The sequence below is a fragment of the Variovorax sp. V15 genome, assembly GCF_041154425.1.
In the GTDB taxonomy this organism is placed as follows: Bacteria; Pseudomonadota; Gammaproteobacteria; order Burkholderiales; family Burkholderiaceae_C; genus Variovorax; species Variovorax guangxiensis.
The window spans coordinates 5,779,231-5,804,611 of sequence record NZ_AP028659.1; the positions used below are offsets into that span (position 1 = coordinate 5,779,231).

23 protein-coding genes are annotated in these 25,381 nt (G+C 69.8%); 13 read left to right on the top strand and 10 right to left on the bottom strand.

Annotated features, from left to right (window positions below):
* Nucleotides 1-26 precede the first annotated feature (26 nt).
* The gene (locus ACAM57_RS27505; RefSeq protein WP_184634630.1) at nucleotides 27-554 is read right to left on the bottom strand and encodes a shikimate kinase; all 528 of its coding nucleotides are present in this window, start codon (nucleotides 552-554) and stop codon (nucleotides 27-29) included.
* 122 nt (nucleotides 555-676) lie between these two features.
* Between ACAM57_RS27505 and cysK the strand changes: the two genes are divergently transcribed.
* From cysK to ACAM57_RS27535, 6 genes are all read left to right on the top strand, one after another.
* Nucleotides 677-1,597 (top strand): cysteine synthase A, encoded by a 921-nt coding sequence (cysK, locus tag ACAM57_RS27510; RefSeq protein WP_019658370.1) that lies wholly within the window; start codon nucleotides 677-679, stop codon nucleotides 1,595-1,597.
* 147 nt (nucleotides 1,598-1,744) lie between these two features.
* Nucleotides 1,745-3,415 carry an NAD(P)/FAD-dependent oxidoreductase gene (locus tag ACAM57_RS27515; RefSeq protein ID WP_369659640.1) on the top strand — a complete coding sequence of 557 codons (1,671 nt, stop codon included), beginning with the start codon at nucleotides 1,745-1,747 and terminating at the stop codon, nucleotides 3,413-3,415.
* A 68-nt stretch (nucleotides 3,416-3,483) separates the two neighbouring features.
* Nucleotides 3,484-3,981 carry a VUT family protein gene (locus ACAM57_RS27520; protein WP_240650598.1) on the top strand — a complete coding sequence of 166 codons (498 nt, stop codon included), beginning with the start codon at nucleotides 3,484-3,486 and terminating at the stop codon, nucleotides 3,979-3,981.
* Nucleotides 3,982-4,104: 123 nt separating this feature from the next.
* Nucleotides 4,105-5,067, top strand: coding sequence for a ProQ/FINO family protein (locus ACAM57_RS27525; RefSeq protein ID WP_369659641.1), 963 nt, complete (start codon nucleotides 4,105-4,107; stop codon nucleotides 5,065-5,067).
* Between the two features lie 260 nt (nucleotides 5,068-5,327).
* Nucleotides 5,328-5,672 (top strand): helix-turn-helix domain-containing protein, encoded by a 345-nt coding sequence (locus ACAM57_RS27530; protein WP_369659642.1) that lies wholly within the window; start codon nucleotides 5,328-5,330, stop codon nucleotides 5,670-5,672.
* Nucleotides 5,669-6,892 (top strand): type II toxin-antitoxin system HipA family toxin, encoded by a 1,224-nt coding sequence (locus tag ACAM57_RS27535; protein ID WP_369659643.1) that lies wholly within the window; start codon nucleotides 5,669-5,671, stop codon nucleotides 6,890-6,892. The genes ACAM57_RS27530 and ACAM57_RS27535 overlap by 4 nt, the downstream gene beginning before the upstream one ends.
* A 271-nt stretch (nucleotides 6,893-7,163) precedes the next feature.
* On the opposite strand, the gene htpX is transcribed toward ACAM57_RS27535, so the two are convergent.
* The 8 genes from htpX to ACAM57_RS27575 all read right to left on the bottom strand — a co-directional run bounded on the left by htpX (nucleotide 7,164) and on the right by ACAM57_RS27575 (nucleotide 14,443).
* Nucleotides 7,164-8,039, bottom strand: a complete 876-nt coding sequence (gene htpX / locus ACAM57_RS27540; RefSeq protein WP_019658374.1) for a protease HtpX — start codon at nucleotides 8,037-8,039, stop codon at nucleotides 7,164-7,166.
* A gap of 161 nt (nucleotides 8,040-8,200) precedes the next feature.
* On the bottom strand, nucleotides 8,201-8,962 hold the full coding sequence (locus ACAM57_RS27545; RefSeq protein ID WP_369659644.1) for a DUF3025 domain-containing protein: 762 nt from the start codon (nucleotides 8,960-8,962) through the stop codon (nucleotides 8,201-8,203).
* Entirely contained in the window at nucleotides 8,959-9,771 is an 813-nt protein-coding gene (locus ACAM57_RS27550; protein WP_369659645.1) for an NYN domain-containing protein, read from the bottom strand. The genes ACAM57_RS27545 and ACAM57_RS27550 overlap by 4 nt, the downstream gene beginning before the upstream one ends.
* The gene (gene pyrC, locus ACAM57_RS27555; RefSeq protein ID WP_369659646.1) at nucleotides 9,768-10,799 is read right to left on the bottom strand and encodes a dihydroorotase; all 1,032 of its coding nucleotides are present in this window, start codon (nucleotides 10,797-10,799) and stop codon (nucleotides 9,768-9,770) included. Before pyrC ends, ACAM57_RS27550 begins: the two co-directional genes overlap by 4 nt.
* A 67-nt stretch (nucleotides 10,800-10,866) precedes the next feature.
* Nucleotides 10,867-11,394, bottom strand: coding sequence for an RNA polymerase sigma factor (locus tag ACAM57_RS27560; protein WP_369659647.1), 528 nt, complete (start codon nucleotides 11,392-11,394; stop codon nucleotides 10,867-10,869).
* Between the two features lie 3 nt (nucleotides 11,395-11,397).
* Entirely contained in the window at nucleotides 11,398-11,616 is a 219-nt protein-coding gene (locus tag ACAM57_RS27565) for a DUF2892 domain-containing protein (protein ID WP_369659648.1), read from the bottom strand.
* Nucleotides 11,617-11,727: 111 nt separating this feature from the next.
* Nucleotides 11,728-13,158: a UdgX family uracil-DNA binding protein gene (locus ACAM57_RS27570; protein WP_369659649.1), complete on the bottom strand. Its 1,431-nt coding sequence runs from the start codon at nucleotides 13,156-13,158 to the stop codon at nucleotides 11,728-11,730.
* Between the two features lie 22 nt (nucleotides 13,159-13,180).
* Complete coding sequence (locus tag ACAM57_RS27575; RefSeq protein WP_184634607.1) at nucleotides 13,181-14,443, bottom strand: putative DNA modification/repair radical SAM protein; 1,263 nt, start codon at nucleotides 14,441-14,443, stop codon at nucleotides 13,181-13,183.
* A gap of 435 nt (nucleotides 14,444-14,878) precedes the next feature.
* On the opposite strand from ACAM57_RS27575, the gene ACAM57_RS27580 reads away from it, so the two are divergent.
* The 7 genes from ACAM57_RS27580 to ACAM57_RS27610 all read left to right on the top strand — a co-directional run bounded on the left by ACAM57_RS27580 (nucleotide 14,879) and on the right by ACAM57_RS27610 (nucleotide 24,437).
* Nucleotides 14,879-17,185 carry a DUF6351 family protein gene (locus tag ACAM57_RS27580; protein ID WP_369659650.1) on the top strand — a complete coding sequence of 769 codons (2,307 nt, stop codon included), beginning with the start codon at nucleotides 14,879-14,881 and terminating at the stop codon, nucleotides 17,183-17,185.
* A gap of 83 nt (nucleotides 17,186-17,268) precedes the next feature.
* A complete protein-coding gene (locus tag ACAM57_RS27585) occupies nucleotides 17,269-18,270 on the top strand; it encodes a tripartite tricarboxylate transporter substrate-binding protein (protein ID WP_369659651.1) in 1,002 nt (333 codons plus the stop codon).
* 122 nt (nucleotides 18,271-18,392) lie between these two features.
* Nucleotides 18,393-20,432, top strand: coding sequence for an ATP-binding protein (locus ACAM57_RS27590; RefSeq protein WP_369659652.1), 2,040 nt, complete (start codon nucleotides 18,393-18,395; stop codon nucleotides 20,430-20,432).
* Nucleotides 20,429-21,808, top strand: a complete 1,380-nt coding sequence (locus tag ACAM57_RS27595) for a sigma-54-dependent transcriptional regulator (RefSeq protein ID WP_369659653.1) — start codon at nucleotides 20,429-20,431, stop codon at nucleotides 21,806-21,808. The genes ACAM57_RS27590 and ACAM57_RS27595 overlap by 4 nt, the downstream gene beginning before the upstream one ends.
* A 23-nt stretch (nucleotides 21,809-21,831) precedes the next feature.
* The gene (locus tag ACAM57_RS27600; protein WP_369659654.1) at nucleotides 21,832-22,206 is read left to right on the top strand and encodes a Rieske (2Fe-2S) protein; all 375 of its coding nucleotides are present in this window, start codon (nucleotides 21,832-21,834) and stop codon (nucleotides 22,204-22,206) included.
* Nucleotides 22,207-22,248: 42 nt separating this feature from the next.
* Nucleotides 22,249-22,851, top strand: coding sequence for a YbhB/YbcL family Raf kinase inhibitor-like protein (locus ACAM57_RS27605; RefSeq protein WP_126021495.1), 603 nt, complete (start codon nucleotides 22,249-22,251; stop codon nucleotides 22,849-22,851).
* An 86-nt stretch (nucleotides 22,852-22,937) separates the two neighbouring features.
* Nucleotides 22,938-24,437: a diguanylate cyclase gene (locus tag ACAM57_RS27610; RefSeq protein WP_369659655.1), complete on the top strand. Its 1,500-nt coding sequence runs from the start codon at nucleotides 22,938-22,940 to the stop codon at nucleotides 24,435-24,437.
* A 20-nt stretch (nucleotides 24,438-24,457) separates the two neighbouring features.
* Here the strand turns inward: ACAM57_RS27610 and ACAM57_RS27615 are convergent, their stop codons facing one another.
* Nucleotides 24,458-25,372 carry a LysR family transcriptional regulator gene (locus tag ACAM57_RS27615; protein WP_369659656.1) on the bottom strand — a complete coding sequence of 305 codons (915 nt, stop codon included), beginning with the start codon at nucleotides 25,370-25,372 and terminating at the stop codon, nucleotides 24,458-24,460.
* Nucleotides 25,373-25,381: the final 9 nt, after the last annotated feature.

The following is a 25,381-nucleotide window of genomic DNA, read 5'->3' on the forward strand; positions in this document are numbered from 1 at the left end:
GATTATCGCCCGGCGCGCCGCCGGGCCTACAGCGCCAGCACGCGGGCGATCTCGCGCGCCGCATCCTGCGGCTGCGTCACGGCGGTGTCGATGACCACCTCGCCGGGCGGCATCGCACGCTCGCAGGCCTCGAACTGGTCGCGCAGCTGCCGCAGCAGTTCGAGGGAGCGCAGCTTCCCGAATTCGGCCCGGCTCGCGGCATCGATGCGCTTCTCCTGCTCGTCGCGCGAGAGCTTCAACTGGACGAACATCGTGCTGCCACCCTCGGCCGCCACGGTCTCGACCACGCGCTGCGGAAAATCGGCAGCCACCGAAGGCTCCGGCGCAAAGGTGAAGATCAGCGAGCGCCCGGTTCGCGCGGCCTCGCGCATGGTGGCGAGCCACATCTGCTCGCGCAGCTTCACGAAGCTCTCGCAGCCGAAGGGAAACACCGCCGCGACGGCGTCGACGACCAGGTGGTTGTGGAAGACCGCGAAGCCGCTGAGCTGCCCCAGCGCCCGCGCGATCGTCAGCTTGCCGGAAGCGACCGGCCCATGGATGAACACCAGTTTCATCCGGCCATTCTGCCAAGGCACTCCGCGGCCGATCAGGGAGATCGGGGCCGAAGGCACACGGGCTGGTCTCACAATGCGCGTTGTCCGTCCGACAAACGCATCGATCCAAGGAGATTGCATCCATGAAGGCCCAGAACATCCTCCAGACCATCGGCAACACGCCGCACATCCGCATCAACCGCCTGTTCGGCAATGCGAAGCAGCAGGTGTGGATCAAGTCCGAGCGCGCCAACCCCGGCGGCTCGATCAAGGACCGCATCGCGCTCGCGATGGTGGAAGACGCCGAGAAGAGCGGCGCGCTCAAGCCCGGCGGCACCATCGTCGAGCCGACCTCGGGCAACACCGGCATCGGCCTGGCGATGGTGGCGGCCGTCAAGGGCTACAAGCTGATCCTGGTGATGCCAGACAGCATGTCGGTGGAGCGCCGCCGCCTGATGCTGGCCTACGGCGCCACCTTCGACCTCACGCCGCGCGCCAACGGCATGAAGGGCTCCATCGCCCGCGCGGAGGAGATCGTGGCCGGCACGCCCGGCGCATGGATGCCGCAGCAGTTCAACAACCCCGCCAACATCGACGTGCACGTGCGCACCACGGCCGAGGAAATCGCGGCCGACTTTCCCGACGGCATCGACGTGCTGATCACCGGCGTGGGCACGGGCGGCCACATCACCGGCGTGGCGAAGGTGCTCAAGAAGAAGTGGCCCAAGCTGCAGGTGTTCGCGGTGGAGCCGGTGGCATCGCCGGTCATCTCGGGCGGCCAGCCTTCGCCGCACCCCATCCAGGGCATCGGCGCGGGCTTCATCCCGAAGAACCTCGACACCTCGCTGCTCGACGGCGTGCTGCAGGTCGACGCGGAGCCCGCGCGCGAAATGGCCCGCCGCTGCGCGCGCGAGGAAGGCATCCTGGTGGGCATCTCCTCGGGCGCCACGCTCGCGGCCATCGCGCAGAAGCTGCCGTCGCTCGCGCCCGACGCGGTGGTGCTGGGCTTCAACTACGACACGGGCGAGCGCTATCTGTCCGTAGAGGGCTTTCTGCCGGCCTGAAGGTTCTTGTCGCGAAACACCACGGAACCGGCTTTGCCGGGCCGTCGGTGTTGCCCCCGGTAGGGGGTTGGCGTAGCGACACGCAGTGTCGCGCAGCCTGGGGGCGAGTAAAATTGCTGGCTGCTTGATAGTCACAAGCCCCACGCCATGCTGAGAATCTCCGAACTCAAACTCCCGCTCGATCACGCGCCCGAGGCGCTGGCCGAACTGATCGCCAGGACGCTCGGCGTCCCACTCGAAGCGATCGCTTCCCACACCGTCTACAAGCGCAGCTTCGACGCCCGCAAGGCCGAGCTGCTCACCGTCTACATCTGCGACGTGCAGCTGTCGGACGCGAAGCTCGAAGCCGCCCTGCTCGCCAGGCACGCGGGCCATCCGCACATCCAGCCGGCGCCCGACATGCGCTACACGCCCCCGGCCAGCGCGCCCGCGGGCCTGTCGACGCGGCCCGTGGTGATCGGCTTCGGCCCCTGCGGCATCTTCGCGGCGCTGATGCTCGCGAAGATGGGCTTCCGCCCCATCGTGCTCGAACGCGGCAAGACCGTGCGCCAGCGCACCCGCGACACATGGGGCCTGTGGCGCAGGAGCGAGCTCAACCCCGAGTCGAACGTGCAGTTCGGCGAAGGCGGCGCCGGCACTTTCTCCGACGGCAAGCTCTACAGCCAGATCAAGGACCCGCGCTTCCTCGGCCGCAAGGTGATGGAAGAGTTCGTGAAGGCCGGCGCGCCGCCCGAGATCCTCTACGTCGCGCACCCGCACATCGGCACCTTCAAGCTGGTGAAGGTGGTCGAGAACATCCGCGAGCAGATCGTGGCGCTGGGTGGCGAGATCCGCTTCGAGCGGCGCGTGACCGACGTGCGCATCGAAAGCGGCCACCTTCGCGGCCTCACCGTGCTCGACCAGGCCACCGGCCAGAGCAGCGAGCTTCGCGCCGACCACGTCGTGATGGCGCTGGGCCACAGCTCGCGCGACACCTTCGCGATGCTGCATGCGCGCGGCGTGCACATCGAGGCCAAGCCCTTTTCCATCGGCTTCCGCGTGGAGCACCCGCAGGGCCTCATCGACCGCGCGCGCTGGGGCCGCCACGCGGGCCATCCGCTGCTGGGCGCGGCCGACTACAAGCTGGTGCACCACGCGAGCAACGGCCGCTCGGTCTACAGCTTCTGCATGTGCCCGGGCGGCACCGTGGTTGCGGCCACCAGCGAGCCGGGCCGCGTGGTCACCAACGGCATGAGCCAGTACTCGCGCAACGAGCGCAACGCCAACGCGGGCATCGTGGTGGGCATCGACCCGCGCGATTTCCCAGGATGGGAATTGAATTCCCCGGGCGATGCGCTCGCAGGCATCGCGCTGCAGCGCGAGCTGGAAAGCAACGCCTTCGTGCTCGGCGGCGGCGACTACCGCGCGCCCGGCCAGCTGGTGGGCGACTTCATCGCCGGCAAGCCTTCCACCGCGCTCGGCAGCGTGATCCCCTCGTACAAGCCGGGCGTGACGCCGACCGACCTGCACAAGGCCCTGCCCGCCTACGCCATCGAGGCGATGCGCGAGGCCTTCCCCGCCTTCGGCCGCAAGATCAAGGGCTTCGACACGCACGACGCGGTACTCACCGGCGTCGAGACGCGCACTTCGTCGCCGATCAAGATCACGCGCGGCGACGACTTCCAGAGCCTCAACGTGCGCGGCCTGTACCCCGCGGGCGAAGGCGCGAGCTACGCGGGCGGCATCCTGTCGGCCGGCGTGGACGGCATCAAGGTGGCCGAGGCCGTGGCGCGCAGCTTGCTGGCCGAGTCGGAGCGCGAACGCGCCGCGAGCGTCTGATGCGGCAGCAGTCTTCCATCCGCTTCGAACGCCCCACCCTGGGCCACCTGATCGTCGCCACGCTGGCGATGGCGGCGGTGGTGCTCGCCTCCAACATCCTCGTGCAGTTCGCCATCAACGACTGGCTGACCTGGGGCGCATTCACCTACCCGGTGGCCTACCTCGTGAGCGACCTCGTCAACCGGCGCTTCGGCCCCGGCATGGCGCGGCGCGTGGCGTGGGTGGGCTTCGCCGTGGCGGTGGGCGTGTCGCTGCTGCTGGCGCCGGTGCGCATCGCGGCGGCCTCGGGGCTGGCCTTCATCGCTTCGCAGCTGCTCGACATCGGCGTCTTCGACCGCCTGCGCCGCGGCCTCTGGTGGCGCGCGCCGCTGGTGGCCACGGTGATCGCGGCGGTGCTCGACAGCATCGTGTTCTGGGGCATCGCCTTCGCGGGCACCGAGGGCCCATGGCTCACCTGGGCGCTCGGCGACCTCGCGGTGAAGCTGGCCGTCGGCGTGCTGATGCTGCTGCCCTTCAGGCTGCTGATCGGCCGCCAGGCCGCGCGCGCCTCGGCCGCCATGGGCTGACGACGGCCACGCAAACGACAATGTACCGAGCACTCCATTCCCTGCGCCGCGCTGCATGCGCGATCGCATTCCACCACTGAATTCCTTCCTGCTTTCTTCGCGCCTTTGCGCCGGATTTCCAGAATGACCGAAGCAACCACCGCCAACCCGAACAACAAGTCGCGCCGCCCCCGTGGCGAACGCATGGACATGGCGCAGCAGCTGCAGGCCCTGCGCGCCGGCACGGACGGCGCGGCGACTGCGCCCGAAGCCGATCGAGCCCCCACGCAGGCCGGCAGGCAGCGCCCGCAGCATCAGCAGCAGCGCAAGAAGCCGCAGAAGGCGCAGGGCCGCCAGCAGCCTTCGCAACAGAAGCAGCAACAACAGCCTCAGCAGCCCGCGCGCCCGCAGCGCAAGGTGCACCCGGCGCTCGAGCGCCTGTTCGAGCTGTACCCGAACCTCTTCGGCGCGCGCTTCCTGCCGCTGAAGCTCGGCGTGTACGAAGAGCTGATCGCCCGCCACCCCGACGACTTCAAGGCCGAAGACCTGAAGGTGGCGATGGGCCTGCACGCGCGCTCCACCCGCTATCTCGAAAGCGTGGCAGCCGGCCATCCGCGCCATGACCTCGACGGCAACGTCGCCGAGCCGGTCGCGCCCGAGCATGTGCACCACGCGATCCTCGAGCTGCACCGCCGACGCTCGCAGCGCACCGGCGAAGACCTGCGCCCCCAACTGGTAGCGCGCCTGGCTCGCGCCGTCGAAGCCTCGGGCCTCGACCGCGAGGCCTACGCCGTGCTGGTGCGCTCGCGCGACGCGAACAACAACGCCGTGCTCGACGAAGCCCTGGCCCTGCTCGCGGAACAGGCCGCCAAGCGCGAGGCGCTGCTGCGCGCCTTCGAGGCCAGCGGGCGCAGCGAGAAGGAGTTTGCGGAGATGTACGGCATGACGCAGGGCGAGGTCACGCGCACGCTGCAACGTGCGCGGGCCGACCGGACGGCGGCTGCCGCCGCGCCGCAAACACCGGAAGTACCGGAAGCGCCGCAGGCCGCGGCTGCGCTCGAAGCAGCGGAACCCACGGCGGCTCCCGAAACCCCGGCGGCCGACTGAGCCGGTCCAAGCGCTGGATCGGCCGTGGGCCGGGAGTCTTCCCACTGCAGTCAGCAGCCAGCCTGAGCGTGTCATTCGGCGTTTTTTGCGCCATGGCATCTGGATCATCTGGGACGGCCGTGAACGACAACAGGTGCTGGCGTCGAACAGGCGCAGTCACCGGCATCGCATCAAATCATAATGGATGTTTTTCAGACCTTTAAATGGATAAATTTAGCATTTGAGCTACAATTCAATCCTTTAAATAGCAAGACATCCTCATGCTCGATGTCGCGTTCGCCACCGTCCCGGAACTCGTGGAGACCCTCGGACAGCGCTTGCGCGCGCAACGCATCGCGCAGTCGCTGACCCAGGCCGAGCTGGCCCAGCGTGCCGGCGTCTCGGGCAGCGCCATCAAGACGCTGGAGTCCACCGGCATGACGACGCTGGAAACCTTCGTGCGCGTCATACAGGCGCTGGGCCTGGTCGATGAACTCGCCGACCTGCTGACCCTGCGGCCGACCACCAGCATCGCCGCCATGGAACAGGCGCAGGCCGCGCAGCGTCAGCGCGTTCGCCATCCGCGCAAGCCCCTGCCGCAGGGCCGCCGACAAGACCGCCAATGAAGAAGCTCACCGTCCTCTACGAAGGCTGGGGCCAGCACTGGCCCCTGGGCACCCTGGCCGACGACGGGCGCCAGATCATCTTCGAGTATTCGGCCGACGCGCTTGCCAACGGCATCGAGCTGTCGCCGCGCCACCTGAAGCTGCGGCCCGCGGCCTACGGCCCGTTCCCAAAAGAGATGGGCTACCTGCCGGGCCTCATCTACGACAGCCTGCCCGACGGCTGGGGGATGCTGCTGATGGACCGGCTGTTTCGCAAGGCGGGGCGGGACCCCGCGCGCGTCTCGCCCCTCGACCGGCTGGCCTTCATCGGCGCACGCGCCATGGGTGCGCTCTCCTTCATCCCGCCGCAGGACGATGGCATGCCAACGGCCGACTGGAGCCTGCTGCAATTGGCGCAGGCGGCACGGAACGTGTCCGACGACGACGTGACGGCGCTGCGCATGCTGGCCCAGGCCGGCGGTTCACCGCACGGGGCCCGTCCCAAGGCATTGGTCCGGTTCGACGCCGCGACGCGCGCCGTGAGCACCGCCGACGATGCCGCAGGCGAGCCCTGGCTCGTCAAGTTCCCGGCCCAATCGGAACACCCCGAGGTCTGCGCCATCGAGCACGTCTATGCGCAGATGGCGCGCGCATGCGGCATCGTCATGGGGCCGACCGAATATTTCGACCTGGGCGCGAACCTCGCCGCCTTCGGCACCCAGCGGTTCGACCGCGTGGGACACGTGCGCGTACCCGTCCACTCCCTGGCCGGCGCCCTGCATGCCGACTTCCGGGTGCCCTGCCTGGACTACGAAACCGTGCTGCGCGCCACCGGCTTCTTCACCCAGAACGCGCACGAGGTCATGGCCGCCTTCCGGCTGTGCGTGTTCAACGTGGTGTTCAACAACCGGGACGACCACGCGAAGAATTTCTCGCTGCGCATGAACGAGGCACACCGCTGGGACTTCGCGCCTGGCTACGACCTCACCTTCAACCCCGGCCCGGGCGGATACCACCAGACCTCGGTAATGGGCGAGGCGCTCGCGCCCGGCCGACCCCACCTGCTGGCCCTGGCGGCCAAGCTGGGCCTGCGCGCCCGCGACGTGCAGCAAGTCATCAACCAAACCTGCTCGATGGCGGCAGACCTGGAAAGCGCCTTGCGCGATGCCCCGGTGCGACGCGAGACAGTGGCCGTCATCGCAGACGCGGTCGCCAGCAACGTGCGGCGCTGCAGCGCCTAGTTATGCCCGCCTGCTTCGCCGCCGAGGCTTTTCGGCCAATGCTGCTGGCGCAGGCATCGAAGTCATCGAAGCAGAGTCGGGTATAGGGGCGCCCTCATCGATGCGGCAGTGAAAGAGTCTCAGACGCTGGACCTGCTTCTGGCCGATCCGCAACCTGCACTGCGAGAAATGGGATCTGGCTCTGCCCGATGGACTTCTGCACAAGACGTAGAAAGCCGCCCGGCGGCTTTTTCCTTGTCGAACCGCGGGCCGGATGGCCCGTCTGTCCCGCTCAGCGCTGCGCGTTCTGCAGCGCCGCAATGCGCTCCTCGATCGGCGGGTGCGTGGCAAACAGCTTGCCGATGCTGCCCGTGATGCCCATCGCTTCAACCGCCTTCGGCAGTTCACCGGCCGGCAGGCCGCCCAGTCGGGCGAGCGCGTTGATCATCGGCTGCTTCTGGCCCATCAGCGCGGCGGCGCCGGCGTCGGCGCGGAACTCGCGCTGGCGCGAGAACCAGGCCACCACCATCGCGGCGGCGAAGCCGAGCACGATGTCGAGCACGATGGTGCTCACGTAGTAGCCGATGCCGGGGCCCGAGGAGCGGTCGTCGCCGCGGCGCAGGAAGCTGTCGACGGCATAGCCGATCACGCGCGACAGGAACACGACGAAGGTGTTCATCACGCCCTGGATCAGCGTCATGGTGACCATGTCGCCGTTGGCGATGTGCGCCACCTCGTGGCCGATGACGGCCTCGACCTCTTCGCGCGTCATGTTCTGCAGCAGGCCGGTGGACACCGCCACCAGCGACGAGTTCTTGAACGCGCCCGTCGCGAAGGCGTTGGGCTCGCCTTCGAAGATGCCGACCTCGGGCATGCCGATGCCGGCCTTGTCGGCGAACTTGCGCACCGTGCCGACGATCCAGGCCTCGTCCGGCGTCTGGGGGTTGTCGATCATGTGCAGCCCGGTGGTCCACTTGGCCATGGGCTTGCTGATGAGCAGCGAGATGATCGCGCCGCCGAAACCCATCACCAGCGCGAAGCCGAGCAGCGCCGTGAGGTTGAGCCCGTTGGCCGTGAGGAAGCGATTGACGCCGAGCAGGCTGGCGACCACGCCGAGCACCGCGACGACCATCACGTTGGTCAGGACGAACAGAAGGATACGTTTCAAGTTGAATTCTCCGTGGGGAAATCTGCCATCCAGATGAGGGCCCCGGGGCTCTCTTCAAGCCGCATTCAAGCGGTTCGCGGCATGGAAGCCCTGGGTGTTGTGTGTGTTCTTGGAGCTCCGGTCGGCGGCAGCCGGGTGGAGCCATGATAGGAGCAAAAGTTCTAGGCCCCCGGTATTCCCCGACCGGCCAAGGGCCTGAACACCTTCGGATCGTCATAGAACTGTGCGGCCTCGTTGCCGGCGCACCAGCCGGGCACGCCGAGCACCGGCAGCGGCACGAAGGGCTTGCGCCCGAGCCGTTGCGCATCGAGCATGCCCGCCACCGAGACGTCGTCGAACGCCGCCGGGCCGTTTTCTCCATCCGCCGGCAGGAGGACGTGCGCGGTGATGGGCTTTCGCGGCGTCACCAACTTCTCGAGCAGCGCATGGCCGAAGAGCACCAGCCGTGCCTCGCTCCACAGCCCGCGCCCGCTGACGAAGAGTGTGTGCCAATCACGCGCGACCAGCGCCCGCCACAGCGCGGGCGGCGCATCCAGCAGCGCGCCGTTCTCGTCGAACAGCGTCAGCGCGTCGCGCAGCGCACCGCGCGTGGCACCGACGCCGTCGCGCGCGATCTCGCCGGCCTGCAGTTCATTGAGGCGGCGCTTGGTCCGTGGAAAGGCGAGCCAGACCAGGCCGTTGAAAAAGTCGTGCAGGTCGTCGCGGGTCGGCACCGTTCGGGTCCGGAAGATGTGGGCCTCGTACGCTTGCCCGGCGGGAAGCTCGTACTGCCTCACGAAATCGGGCGCTGATGTGGATCCGATGTCCTGCAGGCCGGCCGCCACGCAGCCGTCGTTGCGCGCGACAGCCTGCGCTGCCGCCTCGCCATCGGCGCGATAGGGCGCGAGCCATGGCTGCGCCCAGTCGATCGCCGGCAGGGTCAAGGCGCGGGGGCGCCGGTCCAGCGGATGCGGTCCGGGTGCTGCATCAGCGCGAACTCGGCCGTGAGCTTCTCGAAGAGCTTGAGCGAGCTGCTGTTCTTGCCGAGCAGGCCCGCGGTGCGCAGGGCCTTGGCGACGTCGTTGAGCGGCACGTCCTTGCCGCTGCGCAGGGCCGGGGCGGCCTGCAGGATGAATTCGGCAGCCTCCGAGGGTTGGGGCTGCTGCTGCGGCGGCTCGGGCTCGGGCTTGCTGGTGCTCCTCGCCGTCTTGCGCGCTGCCGTCTTCGCCGCGGTCTTCTTTGCGGCGGGCGCGGCCTTGGCGCGCGTGGTCTTAGCGGCTGCAGCCTTCTTCGCGGGCACCGTGCGCGCGGCCGGCTTGGCGACGGCGTTGTGCGCGATGTCGGTGAAGGCGTCGTAGATGCCGATGGTTTCCTCGCCGGTCTTGCCCTGCTGCCCGATGCCGCAGACGCGGCAGCCCTTCTCGCGCAGGCGGATCACCAGTGGCGCGAAGTCAGAGTCGGAAGACACCAGCACCGCCACATCGGGGCGCTCGGCGATGGCGAGGTCGATGGCATCGACCGCGAGCGCGATGTCGGTGCTGTTCTTGCCGGTCGACAGATTCACCATCGGCCGCACCGAAAGGCGCTTGAAGAGCGCCTGACGGTTCACCGCCATCTCGGCGTTGCAGTAGGCGCGGCGCACGTGGATGGCGCCGTATTCGTCCATGGTGCGCTGCACCGCCTGCTCGATGACTTCGGCCGACACGTTGTCGGCGTCGATCAGCAGCATCACGCGCAGCGAGGGAACCGTCATGCGAGCTTCCAGTCGACGGTCTCGCCGCCGCGCAGCGGCTTGAGCGTGGCGTCGCCGTAGGGCACGGTCTCGGGCACGGTCCAGCTCTCGCGCTTGAGAGTGATGGTGTCGGTGTGGCGCGGCAGGCCGTAGAAGTCGGGGCCGTGGAAGCTCGCGAAGCCCTCGAGCTTGTCGAGCGCGCCCGCGTTGTCGAAGGCCTCGGCGTAGAGCTCGATGGCGGTGAGCGCCGTGTAGCAGCCGGCGCAGCCCAGCGCGTGCTCCTTCAGGTGCGCCGGGTGCGGCGCGCTGTCGGTGCCCAGGAAGAAACGGTCGCTGCCGCTGGTGGCCGCCTCGACCAGCGCCACGCGGTGCGTCTCGCGCTTGAGCACCGGCAGGCAGTAGTAGTGCGGGCGGATGCCGCCGGTGAAGATGGCGTTGCGGTTGTAGAGCAGGTGATGCGCCGTGATGGTGGCGGCCGTGAAACGGCCGGCGTCGCGCACGTAGTGGGCGCCTTCCTTGGTGGTGAGGTGCTCGAACACCACCTTGAGTTCGGGGAAGTCGCGGCGCAGCGGGATCATCACGCGGTCGACGAACACGGCCTCGCGGTCGAACAGGTCGATGGCCGGGTCGGTCACCTCGCCGTGTACCAGCAGCAGCAGGCCGTGCTTCTGCATGGCTTCGAGCGTCTTGTAGGTCTTGCGGATGTCGGTCACGCCGGCATCGCTGTTGGTGGTGGCGCCGGCCGGGTAGAGCTTGAGCGCACGCACGCCGGCTTCGGCTGCCAGCGCGATCTCCTCGGGCGGCAGCTTGTCGGTGAGATAGAGCGACATCACCGGCTCGAAGCCCGTGCCTTCGGGCACTGCGGCGCGAATGCGGTCGCGGTACGCCACGGCCTGCGCGGCGGTGGTCACTGGGGGGCGGAGGTTCGGCATGATCAGCGCGCGGCCGAACTGGCGGGCGCTGTGGGGAACGACGGCTTCGAGTGCGGCGCCGTCGCGCACGTGCAGGTGCCAGTCGTCGGGGCGGGTGATCGTGAGGGTGTCTGTCATGGCCCGGGGATTGTCGCACCGGCCCTTTCGGCACCGTCAGGCTCGTGTGCGCCCTCCCGGGCCGCGATCACGCCAGCAGGTACTCGCGCACCAGCGAGCGGGCACGGTGCAGCCGGCTCTTGACGGCGCCCGCCGGCTCGCCGAGGCGCTCGGCGATCTCCGCGATGGTCAGCTCCTCGAAGTCGCGCAGCAGCACCACTTCGAGATAGTGCGCGGGCAGCGATTCGAGCGCATGGGTCAGGTCCAGCCGCAGCGCGGCGTCGCCCCGACTGGCCAGCTGCCGCTCGGCCACCTCATCGCCATCGTCGTCCAGCGGGTCGTGGCGGAACATCGCGCGCTGCAGCCTCAGGCATTCGCGCCGGATGACGGTGAAAAGCCACGACGAGAACGCCGCCGCGGCCTTCAGCCCCCGGACCTTGCGCGCGATGACCAGCAGCGATTCCTGCACAGCGTCGTCCACGTCGCTGGCCTGGCAGTGCCGCCAGGCGTAGCGGCGCGCGTCGGCCTGGCAGACCGCGAGCAGGCTGGCGATGGCGGCCGGGTCGCCGGTCTGCGCGGCGTGGATCAGGCCGGTGCGGTCGGTGCCGGAGGCCACGGTTCAGCGCCCTTTTCCGTCGAGCTTGCGCCCGACCATCGCGCACATCGGGCAGAAGCCGAACAGGCCCGTCAGCGCCAGGATGGCGCCCATGAGGGCGACGGCCACGGCAAGCCCGAAGCCGGCGGTACTCCAGCCGATGGCGGCGAAAGCGAGGCCGGCGAGGCCCATAGCGATGCGCAGCGCGCGTTCCCAGCCGGGTAGGTTCTTGGCGTAGAGCATGGCGATTCCTTCGATCCTTCTTGAGTGCTGAGGAAGACCCTCGGACACGAAGAGGCGCCGAGCCCGCGAAACGGTTCGCGGGATGCGCGGATTTTCTTTTTTTCTTTTCTTCTACGCGGGCGCCGCCATCGCCAGCGCGAGGTCGTCCAGCCAGCGCGCCTGTGCCTCGGCACGCTCCTCGGGCGGCAGCCGCAGCAGCGCCGAAGGATGCAGCGTGACGAGCACGGGCCGGCCGTCCCCGCGCTCGCGCAGCCAGGCGCCGCGCTCGGCCTGCACCGCCACCGGCCGCCCGAGCAGGGCGCGCGCGGCGGTGGCGCCCAGGGCCACCAGCGCCTTGGGCTGCACGAGTGCGATCTCGCTGTCCAGCCAGTGGGCGCAGGCCTCGGCTTCGCGCTGGCCGGCGGTCTTGTGGATGCGGCGCTTGCCGCGCAGCTCGTACTTGAAGTGCTTGACGGCGTTGGCCAGGTAGACGCTCTCCCGCGCCCAGCCCAGCTGCGCCATCGCGCGGTCGAGCAGCTGGCCCGCCGGCCCGACGAAGGGCCGGCCCGCCAGGTCCTCCTGGTCGCCGGGCTGTTCGCCGACGAGCATGTGATGCGCGCCGGCCGGGCCCTCGCCGCACACGGCCTGGGTGGCGAGCGCGCCGATCGGGCAGGCGCGGCAGGCATGCGCCGCGGCGCGCAGCGCGTCCAGGTCGGCGGGCGCCGCGCCTTCGGCCGGGCGCGGATGCATCAGCAGCGGCGGGCGGATGCGGCGCGCGGGCGTGGCCGGCGCTTCGATCATCGACTGGCTGCGCGCCTCGGCCGCATCGGCCAGCGGCTGGATCAGCGCGGCCTCGGGCAGGTTGTGCCAGTAGCGGCGCGGCATCTCGCGCCGCATCGTCGCGAGCTTGAGCCGCGCGGGGTTGAAGATGTTCTCGTAGTAGGTGAGCCAGAGCTGCTCGCCCTCGTCGGGCGCGGGCTTCTGGCGGCGTTCCGCGCCCTCGCGGAACGACAGCGCCTGCCCGTCCCATTCCACGCACCGCCGCGGCGTGAGGATGGCCCAGCGCATCTGCGCGAAGCGGCGCGCGAAGAAAGGCGCGTTGGCCTCGACGATGCGGTGCTCGGGCTCGAACCACGCGACGTGGCGCTCGGCGCCCTGCGCGTCCACGACGCGGGTGAAGCGCACGAAGGCGCGCATCTTGTGGATGTCGCGGCGCACCGAGCGGGCCATGAGCTGTGCCTGCATCATGTCGGCGTCCAGCGGGTCGTGGCGCAGCGCCGGCTCGTGCACCAGGCGCCACAGCAGGCGGTAGAGCAAGGCCAGGCGCTGCGCGTCGCGGTGCAGGATCACGTCGGCGCACAGTTCGACGAAGGATGCGGGCACGGCCTGCCGGGCTACCGCTGGTTGCACCCGCGCGGGCGGCAGGTCCGGCGCTTCGCCGAACAGATCGTTGCCACCTTCGCTCCATTCGACCTGTTCCGGCGGCACGCCGGCAGCCAGCAGCCGCCGCGCATGGCCGCGGAAGGCATCGAGATCGACCGGGTCTTCGAGACACACGCGCATGCCGATGCCAGGCTTGCCGCCCTCAGAACAGCGCCGCCTGCGCCGGCTCTGCCGCCGCGGCAGCAGAGCCGGACATCGCCATCGCGTTGGCCGCCGGCCGGTGCCCGTCCGCCACCACGAAGGGCAGCACCTTGCGCGCCGGCACGTGCAGGCGCCGCAGGTCGTCGGCACGCACCCGTCGAACGCGCCGCGCCTGCAGCAGCCGCTCCACGGCCTTCACCCCGAGGCCGGGCACGCGCAGCAGCATCTCGCGCGGGGCGTGGTTCAGGTCGACCGGGAAGCGCTCCGCATGCGCCAGCGCCCAGGCCAGCTTGGGGTCGACGTCCAGCCGCAGCAGGCCGTCGGGCGAGGCCACGATCTCCTGGTGCTCGAAGCCGTAGAAGCGCATGAGCCAGTCGGCCTGGTAGAGCCGGTGCTCGCGCATCAGCGGCGGCGCGGCCAGCGGCAGCGCGCGGGCCGCGTCGGGAATGGGGCTGAAGGCCGAGTAGTACACGCGCCGCAGCTTGTAGGCGCCGTAGAGCGTGGCGCTGGAGGCCAGGATGTGCCGGTCGTCGGTGGCATCGGCGCCCACGATCATCTGCGTGCTCTGGCCGGCGGGCGCGAAGGGCGGCGGCTTGGCGGCGGCCGGCGCGGCGCCGGGCAGCGCGCGGATCGGCAACACGCGGCGCGCCTCCTCGCGGGTGTCGTCGATGCGAAGCCGCAGCCGCGCCATCGAGCGGCGGATGGCGCTCTCGTCCTTCTCGGGCGCCAGCGCGCGCAGGCCCTCGGCGGTGGGCAGCTCGACGTTGATGCTGAGCCGGTCGGCATAGCGGCCGGCGCGCGCCAGCAGTTCGTCGCTGGCGTCGGGAATGGTCTTGAGGTGGATGTAGCCGCGGAAGTCGTGCTCCTCGCGCAGCTGGCGCGCGACCTCGACCACCTGCTCCATCGTGTGGTCGGGCGACTTGACGATGCCGCTGGAGAGGAACAGGCCCTCGATGCAGTTGCGCCGGTAGAAGTCGAGCGTGAGCTGCACCACTTCCTCGACGCGGAAGCGCGCCCGCGGCACGTTGCTCGATGCGCGATTCACGCAATAGAGGCAGTCGTACTGGCAGTGGTTGGTCAGCAGCACCTTCAGCAGCGAGATGCAGCGGCCGTCGGGCGCATAGCTGTGGCAGATGCCGGCGCCCTCGGTGGAGCCGATGCCGCGCCCGCCGAGCGAGTCGCGCGGCTGGGAGCCGCTCGACGCGCAGGAGGCGTCGTACTTGGCGGCGTCGGCCAGGATGGCGAGTTTGCGCTGGATGTCCATGGGATCTGTCGAATACTGTATGAATATACAGTTTTAAGCTGATTGTGTCCTGCCCCTGGCGTGCGGTTTTCCGGCCGCGCGGCGCCGGCGATGGCTGGTTTTTCAGCCGCCGATTTGCGGGAAAACCGCAGGTCTTCCGAAAAAACTCCAATGGAATCAGTCACTTGGGTTTGACGGCCTGCGTGGCACATGCGTTGCTATCCATGCGGCACACCCGACAGAGGATGGAGACACGCCAATGACCGACCTGCCCGCACTCGCCGCCGCGCCGCCACCGCCGGCCGGCCTCCCACTCACCACCTCGCACTGACGCGCCGCGCGTCGCGCTTCGATCCGGCCCGCGCCGGGTCGCGCCGCCGCATGGCCGTGCCGGCCGGGGGGAGCCGCTTTTCCCCCATCGCTTGTTCAACCAGAACCACAACGGAGACAGAGAAGATGATCAGAACCCAGAAGAAGAGCACCCGCCTTCGCCCGACCCCCGTGCGTATCGGCACGCTGCTGGCCGTGCTGGCGCTCACCGCCTGCGGCGGCGGCGGCGGCGGAGGTGGAGGCGGCTTCAGCTTCATCCCACCCGCGGCCGGCGGAGGCGGAGGCGGAGGAGGCGGTGGCGGCGCCACGCCCACCGACCCGTCCGGCCCCGGCAACCCGCCGCCGGTCGATGCCACGGTGCGCATCGGCGTGTTGTCCTCGTCGCCGCAGCTGGTGACCGGCGACGACGCGCTGGTCGAGCTGGAGCTGCTGCGCGAGAAGGCCGACGGCGGCCTCGCGGTGTCGGTCGACGGGCGGGACGTGACGGCGGCGTTCTCGCGCGACCCCGCCAGCGGCCGCCTGGTGGGCAAGGTCACGGGGCTCAAGCTGGGCTCCAACGAGCTGGTCGCGAGCTACGGCGGCTACAGCGCGAAGCTGCAGCTGACGGCCTACCCGATCACCGGCCCGGTGATCTCCGGCCCGCATGAGGAGCCCTTCGTGTGCGGCTACGCCACCTTCACCCGCATGGGCGGCCAGGTGCTCAAGCCGCTGGACGACGGCAAGTGCTCGGTGGAGACGCGCGTCGACTACTACTACCGCACCACCGCCGGCAGCAACGTGCGCTTCGTGCCGGAATCTATCACCGCCTACCCGGCCAACATGGCCTGGCTCACCGTCAACGGCAAGCAGGTGCCCTACGTGGTGCGGCTCGAAAGCGGCACGATCAACCGCGGGCTGTACCAGTCGGCGATCCTGCACGACGTGCTCAACGAGCCCGCGCCCTCGCCCACCTCGCGCCCGGCCGGCTGGAACGGCACGCTGCTCTACCCGCTGGGTGGCGGCTGCCAGGGCGGATGGTTCCAGCAGGGCAACGACTTCGCCACGCTCATCAACCCGACCTACCAGAGCCGCGGCTTCGCCGTGACCACCTCCACGCTCAACGTCTTCGGCACCAACTGCAACGACCAGCTTTCCTCGGAAACCATCGCGATGGTGAAGGAGCGCTTCATCGAGAACTTCGGCGTACCCGCCCACACCATCGGCACCGGCGGCTCGGGCGGCTCCTACCAGAGCCACCAGACCAGCGACAACTACCCCGGCCTCTTCGACGGCGTGGTGGTGAGCCAGGTGTTCGCCGACGTCACCTCCTCCACCATCTTCAAGCTGCACGACTCGCGCGTGCTCAACAACTACTTCAACGACCCTGCCACCGCCGCGCTGGCCTACACCACGGCCGAGAAGCAGGCGATCTCGGGCTACCTGCAGATCGGCAACATCCCCAACATGAGCAACAGCGCGGGTCGCCTGGACCCCACTGTTTCGTTCCCCGCGGGCGTGCCCGCCGAGCAGCGCTACAACGCGCTGACCAACCCCACGGGCGCGCGCGCGACGGTGTTCGACCACACGGTGAACGTCTACGGCAAGACCGAGGCCGAGGGCTTCGCGCTGCGCCCTATCGACAACGTGGGCATCCAGTACGGCCTGAACGCGCTCAACGAGGGCAAGCTCGGCATCGAGAAGTTCCTCGACCTGAACGAGCGCGTGGGCGGCGTCGACCGCGACATGAAGCGCACCGCCGCGCGCACCGTGGGCGACATCGACGCGCTGCGCCGGGCCTACCAGTCGGGCCGCATCGTCAACGGCGCGGGCGGGCTGGCCTCCACCGCCATCATCGACCTGCGCGACTACAACGACGGCGCCACCGGCGGCGACATCCACACCAAGATCCACTCGTTCTCGATGCGCGAGCGCCTGCGCCGCGCCAACGGCAACATCGACAACCACGTGATGTGGACCATGGGCGGCGGCAGCGCGGCCGCCTTCGACGAGATGGTGAAGTGGCTCACCGCGGTGAAGGCCGACACCTCCGAGCGCACCAAGGCACAGAAGATCGCCGCCAACCGCCCGGCCGACCTGCAGGACGCCTGCTGGAACGCGGGCCTGAAGTACACCGAGGAGCAGACCGCCTTCGGCACCGGCGCGTGCAACACCTTCTACCCAGCCGGCACCACGCCGCGCATGGCAGCGGGCGGCCCGCTCACCGACGACATCGCCAAGTGCCAGCTGAAGCCGCTGAACCCGTCGGACTACAGCGTGAGCTTCAACCCCACGCAATGGGCGCGCCTGAGCGCCGCCTTCCCCGACGGCGTGTGCGACTGGACCAAGCCCGGCGTCGGCCAGCAGCCGCTCGCCGGCACCTGGCTGTCGTTCGGGCCGTCGCCCGTGAACCTGCTGTTCGACATCACGAAGAAGCTGATGTCGAGCTTCCTGTAAGCCAAGCCGCGGGCGGCCTGCACGCGCGACCGCACATGCAGGCCCGCCCGCCTTTTCCCCTGGAGTGAACCTTGAAAGCATCCATGAAGAAGACCCCTGTGTCCGCCGTCCACCTCGCACTGGGCCTGGCCCTCGGCCTCGCTGCAGCCACCGGCGCGCACGCGCAGGACTTTCCCGCGGGCAAGCCCATCACCATCGTCGTGCCCTTCGCGGCCGGCGGCCCCACCGACCGGGTGGCGCGCGACCTGGCCGAGGCCATGCGCAAGCCGCTGGACGGCACCAGCATCGTGATCGACAACGCCGCCGGTGCCGGCAGCACCATCGGCAACGCCAAGGTGGCGCGCGCCCGGCCCGACGGCTACACGCTGCTGCTCACCCACGTGGGCATGGCCACCACGCCGGTGCTCTACCGCAAGCTGCCCTACGACTACGAGACCGACTTCGAGTACCTGGGCATGATCAACGACGTGCCCATGACCGTCATCGGCAAGCCCCAGCTGGAGGCCGGCAACTTCAAGGAACTGCGCGAATGGATCGCGAAGAACCCGGGCAAGACCAACCTCGGCAACGCGGGCATCGGCTCGGCCTCGCACCTGTGCGGGCTGCTGCTGCAAAGCGAGCTCAAGGCCGAGATGACCACCGTGCCCTACAAGGGCACCGCCCCCGCCATCGCCGACCTGCTCGGCGGGCAGATCGACCTGCTGTGCGACCAGACCACCAACACCACTTCGCAGATCGAGGCGAAGAAGGTCAAGGCCTACGGCGTGACCACGCTCAAGCGGCTGGGCACGCCCGCGCTGAAGGACCTGCCCACGTTGGACGAGTCGGGGTTGAAGAACTTCCAGGTGACCATCTGGCACGGCCTGTACGCGCCCAAGGGCACGCCCGCGCCGGTGCTCAAGAAGCTCAACGACGCGCTCAAGGTCGCGCTGAAGGACCCCGACTTCATCAGGAAGGAGGAAGGCCTGGGCGCGGTGGTGGTGGCCGACCGGCGCGTCGAGCCGGCCGAGCACAGGAAGTTCGTGCAGCAGGAGGTGGCGCGCTTCGGCCCGGTCATCAAGGCTGCCGGCGTGTACGCCGACTGAGGCACGCGCATGGTGCGACGCATGGGCGACAGCGAGGGTAATTCCGCCTCGGCGCGGCAGGGAGTGCTGCATACCATCAGGGCCCTTTGCTGCCCGACGGCGGACTCCCGCTTCCCGCTCCCGTGTCGTCACTGCTCCTATCGGCCGGCCGCGCCGTGCTGAAGCTTTCCGCGCCTTACCGGGCCGGCTTTGCCGGATCGCCCGACGACCTGCGCGACAAGGCCGTGCTGGCGCGCTTCCACGGCGACGCCCCCGCCCTCGCGGCCGGGGCGCCGGCCCTTGCGCGCTGGCGCCTGTGGGCCGCCGTCTGCGTGTGGCTGTGCCTCATCGCGGCCGGCGGCGCGCTGGCCTACCTGCTGGGCGAGCGCGCGGGCATCCGCTCGCTGCAGCAGGGCACGCTGCACCGGCTCGACATCTACGCCACCAGCCTGCGCAGCGAGCTCAGCCGCTACGAATACCTGCCGCAGGTGGTGTCGCTGAGCCCCGACGTGCTCGACCTGCTGCGCAAGCCGCGCGACGCCGGCCAGCAGCTGGACGCCAACGTCTACCTCGAGACCGTCAACGCGCACGCCCAGGCTTCGGCCATCTACGTGATGGACGAGACCGGCCTCACGCTGGCCGCCAGCAACTGGAACCAGCCGGGCAGCTTCGTGGACATGAACTTCTCCTACCGCCCCTACTTCCAGGACGCGCTGCGCGGCGTGCCGGGGCGCTTCTACGGCATCGGCACGGTCAGCCGCGAGCCGGGCTACTACTTCTCCTTCGGCATCATCGACGGCGCGCGCCGGCTGGGCGTGGCGACGGTGAAGGTCAACCTCGACAAGCTGGATGCGGCCTGGTCGCATTCGGCCGACCGCGTGTTCGCCATCGACGGCAACGGCGTGGTGTTCCTCTCGTCCAACCCCGGCTGGAAATTCCGCGCGCTGCGCCCGCTGTCGAGCGAGACGCTCCGGCAGCTCGCGCAGACGCGCCAGTACACCGAGGCCGGCGCGCTCACGCCCATCGACATGCGCGAGCACCGGCCGCTGTCGGGCGGCGAAGGCACCGTGGTGCAGCTGCGCGCGAACGAGGAGGCGCCGCAGCGCCCCGGCGCCACGCCCTTCGGCCCCGACTACCTGCTCGACAGCCGCCCGGTCGACGGCACCGACTGGAAGCTCATCATGCTGTCGGACATGAAGCCGGCGCACGCGCTCGCACGCACCAGCGCGCTGGCCACGATGTTCGCGCTGGTGTTTTTCACGCTGCTGGTGATGTACCTGCAGCAGCGCCGGCGCATCGTGCACCAGCGGCTGGCAGCGCGGGAGGCGCTGCAGGGCGCCTACGACGAGCTGGAGCACAAGGTCGAGCTGCGCACCGAGGCGCTGAGCGAGGCCAACCAGCACCTGCAGACCGAGATCGCCGAGCGCAAGCGCGCCGAGGAGATGCTGAAGAACACGCTCGACGACCTGGTGCAGACCGGCAAGATGGCCGTGCTGGGCCAGATGTCGGCCGGCATCACGCACGAACTCAACCAGCCGCTGGCCGCGCTGCGCACGCTGTCGGCCAACGCGGTGGTGTTCCTGGAGCGCGGGCAGTCCGAGCAGGTCGACCTGAACCTGCGCACCATCTGCGAGCTGACCGACCGCATGGGCCAGATCACCGCGCAGCTGAAGAAATTCGCGCGCCGCTCGGCGGTGGAACTGCAGTCGGTGGCGCTGGCCGACGTGATCGCCGATGCGCTCTTCCTGCTGGGCCAGCGCATCCGCCAGGAGCGCATCGAGCTCGAACAGTTCATCGAGCCCGGGCTCTTCGCGCGCTGCGAGGGCAACCGGCTCGAGCAGGTGCTGGTGAACCTGCTGGTCAACGCCTTCGACGCGGTAGCCGCCGCCGGTGCCAGCCCGCGCCGCGTGCGCATCGCGGCGCGCCGCAGCGCCGAGGGCGTGGCGCTGGAGGTGCACGACAACGGCACCGGCATCGCGCCCGAGGTGATGCCGCGCCTCTTCGAGCCCTTCTTCACCACCAAGGAACAGGGCCTGGGCCTGGGACTGGGGCTGGCCATCTCGGCCGGCATCGTGCGCGACTTCGGCGGGCTGCTGCGCGCCGGCGAGAGCGAACTCGGCGGCGCGGCCTTCGTCGTCACGCTGCGCGATGGCGGCACGCCCAACGCAGGGAACATTTCATGACTGAACACGAACTCGAGGTTCTTTTCGTCGAGGACGACCCGGCCGTGCGGCTGGGCAGCACGCAGGCGCTGCAGCTGGCGGGGTTGCGCGTGACGGGCTTCGGCTCGGCCGAGCAGGTGCTGCCGCGCGTGGTGCCGGGCTTTGCCGGCGTGCTGGTCACCGACGTGAGGCTGCCCGGCATGGACGGGCTGGCGCTGCTGTCGCGCGCGCTGCAGATCGACCCGACGCTGCCCGTCATCCTCGTCACCGGCCACGGCGACATCACCATGGCGGTGCAGGCCATGCGCCTGGGCGCCTACGACTTCCTGGAGAAACCCTTCTCGCCCGACCAGCTCACCGAGGTGGTCCAGCGGGCGCTGGAGAAGCGCGCGCTGAGTCTCGAGGTCGACCAGCTGCGCCGCAAGCTCGCCGGCTACGAATCGATCGAGGCGCGGCTGATCGGGCGCTCCTCGGCCATGCAGCGGCTGCGCCGGCTGGTGCTGGACGTGGCCAGCTCCGACGCCGACGTGCTGATCCTCGGCGAGACCGGCACCGGCAAGGAGCTGGTGGCGCGCTGCCTGCACGACTGCGGGCGCCGGCGCGAGGGCAACTTCGCGGCCATCAACTGCGGCGGCATGCCCGAGGCGCTGTTCGAGAGCGAGATGTTCGGCCACGAGGCCGGCGCCTTCACCGGCGCGGCGCGCAGGCGCATCGGCAAGATCGAGCATGCGCGCGGCGGCACGCTGTTCCTCGACGAGATCGAGACCATGCCGATGAACCTGCAGGTCAAGATGCTGCGCGCCCTGCAGGAGCGGCAGTTCGAGCGGCTGGGCTCCAACGAGCTGCGCCCGATGGACAGCCGCGTGGTCGCCGCCACCAAGGCCGACCTGCTGCAGGCCGCGCAGGCGCAGAAGTTCCGCGACGACCTCTACTACCGCCTCAGCGTGGTGGTGCTGCACCTGCCGCCGCTGCGCGAACGGCGCGAGGACATCCCGCTGCTGTTCACCCACTTCGCGATGCAGGCGGCGCTGCGCCACGGACGCGAGCAGCCCGCCGTCGCGCCGCGCCACCTGCAGGCGCTGATGGCGCATGCCTGGCCCGGCAACGTGCGCGAGCTGCGCAACATCGCCGACCGCTTCGTGCTCGGGCTGTGGGACGGCGAAGAGGGCTTCCGCAGCCTCGCGCAGGAGCCGCGCTCGCTCGACGAGCAGATGGCGCAGTTCGAGCGCTACCTGATCCGCGAGGCGCTGGAGGCCTGCAACGGCAGCGCCGCCGCCGCGGCCGAACGCCTGGGCGTGCCGCGCAAGACGCTGTACGACAAGATGCGCCGGCTCGGCCCGCTGGACGCGGCCCCGTCCGACGAGACAATGCCACGCCGCGCGTTGCGCAGCGCCTGAACCTTGGCTAGGCTCGCGGTCAGATGACCGAAGCCGCCACGACCGCCCCACAGCCTGATCCATCCGCCGCATCGGCCCTGCCGCTGGCCACGAGCCTTGCCGAACGCGGCCTGGCCGCCAGGTTCAACACCCCCGAGGGCGTACCGGCCTTCGCGGTGCGCTGGCAGGGCGCGGTGCACGCCTACCTCAACCAGTGCCCGCATGCCGGCGGGCCGCTCGACTTCGAGGGCCAGGTGCTGGAGAGTTCAGGCCGCTTCCTGATGTGCGCGCGGCACGGCGCCATCTTCGAGCCCGACACCGGCAAGTGCGTCGGCGGCCCGTGCCGGGGCGCGCGGCTCACGCCGGTGGCCGTGCACGAGAAGGCCGACGGCAGCGTTTGGCCCGGCGCGGCCGGCTGAAAGCAAGCCAGGACAAGACAACAACCATCCAGGAGCAACGACATGCGCAACTGCAACACCCGATTTCGCACTCTCCCGCATGCGGCCCTGCCGGCCGCGGCGCTCGCGCTGGCCGGCCTGCTGGCGGGCTGCGCGGGCATGTCCTCGCCGGTGGGCAAGGGCTCCACGGGCATGAAGGTCAGCTCCAGCGCCTTCGCGGACGGCGGCACGATTCCGGCCGAGCACGCGGGCGTTGGCGACTGCGGCGGCAAGAACATCTCGCCGCCGGTGGCCTGGAGCAACCTGCCGGCCAAGACCAAGTCGGTCGCGGTGCTGGTGTTCGACCCGGACGGGGCGGCCGGCCTGGGCGTGTCGCACTGGGTGGCCTACAACATCGCGGCCGAGCGCGGCGAGCTCAAGGCGGGCGAAGGGGCCGCGGGTTCGAACTTCGACTTCACCATGGGCCCGAACGTGGCCGGCACGCCCTCCTACCGCGGCATGTGCCCGCCGGCGGGCGACCGGCCGCACCACTACGTCATGACAGTGATCGCCACCGAGCTCGCGCCGGGCAGCCTGCCCGCCGGCCTGGGCCGCGACGCGCTGCTGGCCGCGCTCAAGGGCCGTGCGCTGGGCGGCCAGAGCGTGGTGGGCCTCTACAGCCGCTGAGCCGGGTTGGCCGCAGTTAATAATTAAGACCTCCTCGCGCCAGCCCGCCAGCATTGGCTGCAGCCGCTTCCACGAAAGCTTCATCGATGGCCCTGCCCGCCGCCACCTCCGGCTCCACGCCGGTTTCGCCTTCCGCCGCCGGCGACCTCGACGCCATGTTCGACCTGGCGCCGGTCTCCCTCTGGATCGAGGACTACGGCGACCTCAAGCGCAAGCTCGACGGCTGGCGCGCCGAGGGCATCACCGACCTGGTGGCGCACCTGCAGGCCGAACCGCAGCGGATCAGCGACTGCATGGCGCTGCTGAAGGTGCTGCGGGTCAACCAGCACACGCTGAAGCTCTTCGGCGCCGACAGCGAGCAGACCCTGCTGGGCGCGCTCGACCGCGTGTTCCGCGGCGACATGTCGTCCACCGTGGTGCACGAGCTCGACCAGCTCTGGCGCGGCCAGCTCAGCTTCGAGAGCGAGACCGTCAACTACGCACTCGACGGACGCCGGCTCGACGTGCGCGTGCGCGCCCGCGTGCTGCCCGGCTACGAAGACAGCTGGAGCCGCGTGCTGGTGGCGCTGGACGACGTCACCGAGCGCGTGGCCGCGCAGCGCCTGCGCGACGAGAGCGCCATCTACGCGCGCAGCCTGTTCGACCGCTCGCCGGTGTCGCTGTGGGTGGAGGACTTCAGCGCGGTGCGCTCGCTCATGGAGACGCTGCGCGCGCGCGGCATCACCGACTTCGCCACCTTCATCAAGGTGCACCCCGACTTCGTCACGCGCTGCATGCAGGAGATCCGCGTCATCGACGTGAACCACGAGACGCTGCGCATGTTCGGCGCGCCCGACCTGCAGACGCTGCTGGGCAACCTGCCGCGCATCTTCCGCGACGAGATGCGCGAGTCGTTCGCCGAGCAGCTGCAGGACCTGTGGAACGGCAAGACCGTGCAGCACCGCGAAGTGCTCAACTACTCGCTGTCGGGCGAGGTGCTCAACATCCACATGCAGTTCGCGGTGCAGGACGACCGGCTCGACACCTGGGACCTGGTGCTGGTCTCGCTGGTCGACATCACCGCGCGCAAGAAGGCCGAGGCGTATCTCGAATACCTCGGCAAGCACGACGTGCTCACGCAGCTGTGCAACCGCACCTACTACACCGAGGAGCTCAACCGCCTCTCGCGCAAGGGCCCGTGGCCGGTGTCGATCGTGGCCATCGACCTCAACGGCCTCAAGCAGGTCAACGACCAGGAGGGCCACGCCGCCGGCGACTCGCTGCTGCGCCGCATGGGCGAGGTGCTCGACAAGGCCGTCGACCTGCCCGCCTGGCCCGCGCGCATCGGCGGCGACGAGTTCGCGGTGCTGCTGCCCATGACCGACGAGCGCGGCGCCGAGGCGATGCGCGAGCGCATCCTCACGCTGCTGGAAATGAACAACCAGTTCCACGCCGGCCAGAGCGGCCACGCGCTGAGCCTGGCCATCGGCCTGGCCACCTGCCACGGCGACGAGCCGCTGGAAGCCGCGTTGCAGCGGGCCGACCGGGCGATGTACGAGGACAAGTCGCGGTACTACGAGAGCACGGAAGCCGACCGCCGCAGGTAAGCAGGTAGGGCGGCCGCCGGCTAAGCGGCAGGCGGGTCGCCATCGCCCGGCCCCCGCACCCGCTCCAGCACGAAATCGATGAAGGTCCGGATCGCCCGCGTGTGCTGGCGGTTCGGCATATAGAGCATGAACATCTGGGTGCCGAAGATGGACAGGCGCCAGTCGTCGAGCGTGGTCACCACGTCGCCGCGGCGCACGTCTTCCTGCACCACGTAGTCGGGCACGAGGCCGATGCCCAGGCCGGCGAGGATGGCCTGGCGCAGGAACAGGAAGTTCTCTGAAATGAGCGTGGGCTCCAGGATCACCTCCCTGCGTGTCTCTCCCTGGTAGGCCGACACGCGCAGCTGCCGGCCGATGACGGCGGCCGTGACCACCGGCGCGCCCTGCAGCGCGTCGAGCTGCACCGGCAGCGGGTTCTTCACCGCGTAGTCGCTCGAGGCGCAGGCCACGTAGCGCACCGGCCCCATCGCGCGCGCCACCAGGTTCTGCGGGGGCTCGGGAATCACGCGGATGGCGATGTCGACCTCGTCGCGCAGCAGGTCCTCGATGCGGTTCTCGAACACCACGTCGAGCACGATGCCGGGGTACTGGCGCTTGAAGTCGATCAGCCAGTCGGCCATGACCAGCTGCCCGTATCCGCTGGGCACGCTCAGGCGCACGCGGCCCTGCAGGCCCTGCCCCAGCGTGGTGACGGATTCGCGCGCCGCCAGCAGCTCGGCCTGGATGGCGATGCCGTGCTGGTACAGGCGCAGGCCGATCTCGGTCGGCTCGGCGCGCCGGGTGGTGCGCCGCACGAGCTGCGCACCGACCGAGCGTTCGAGCTGGTTCAGGTGGTAGCTGACGTTGGCGCGGGTCATCTTGAGCCGCCGCGCGGCCGCGCTCAGGTTGCCGGCGTCGAGGATTTCCACCAACAGGGTGAGCGACTGGAGGTCCATGGGCCGATT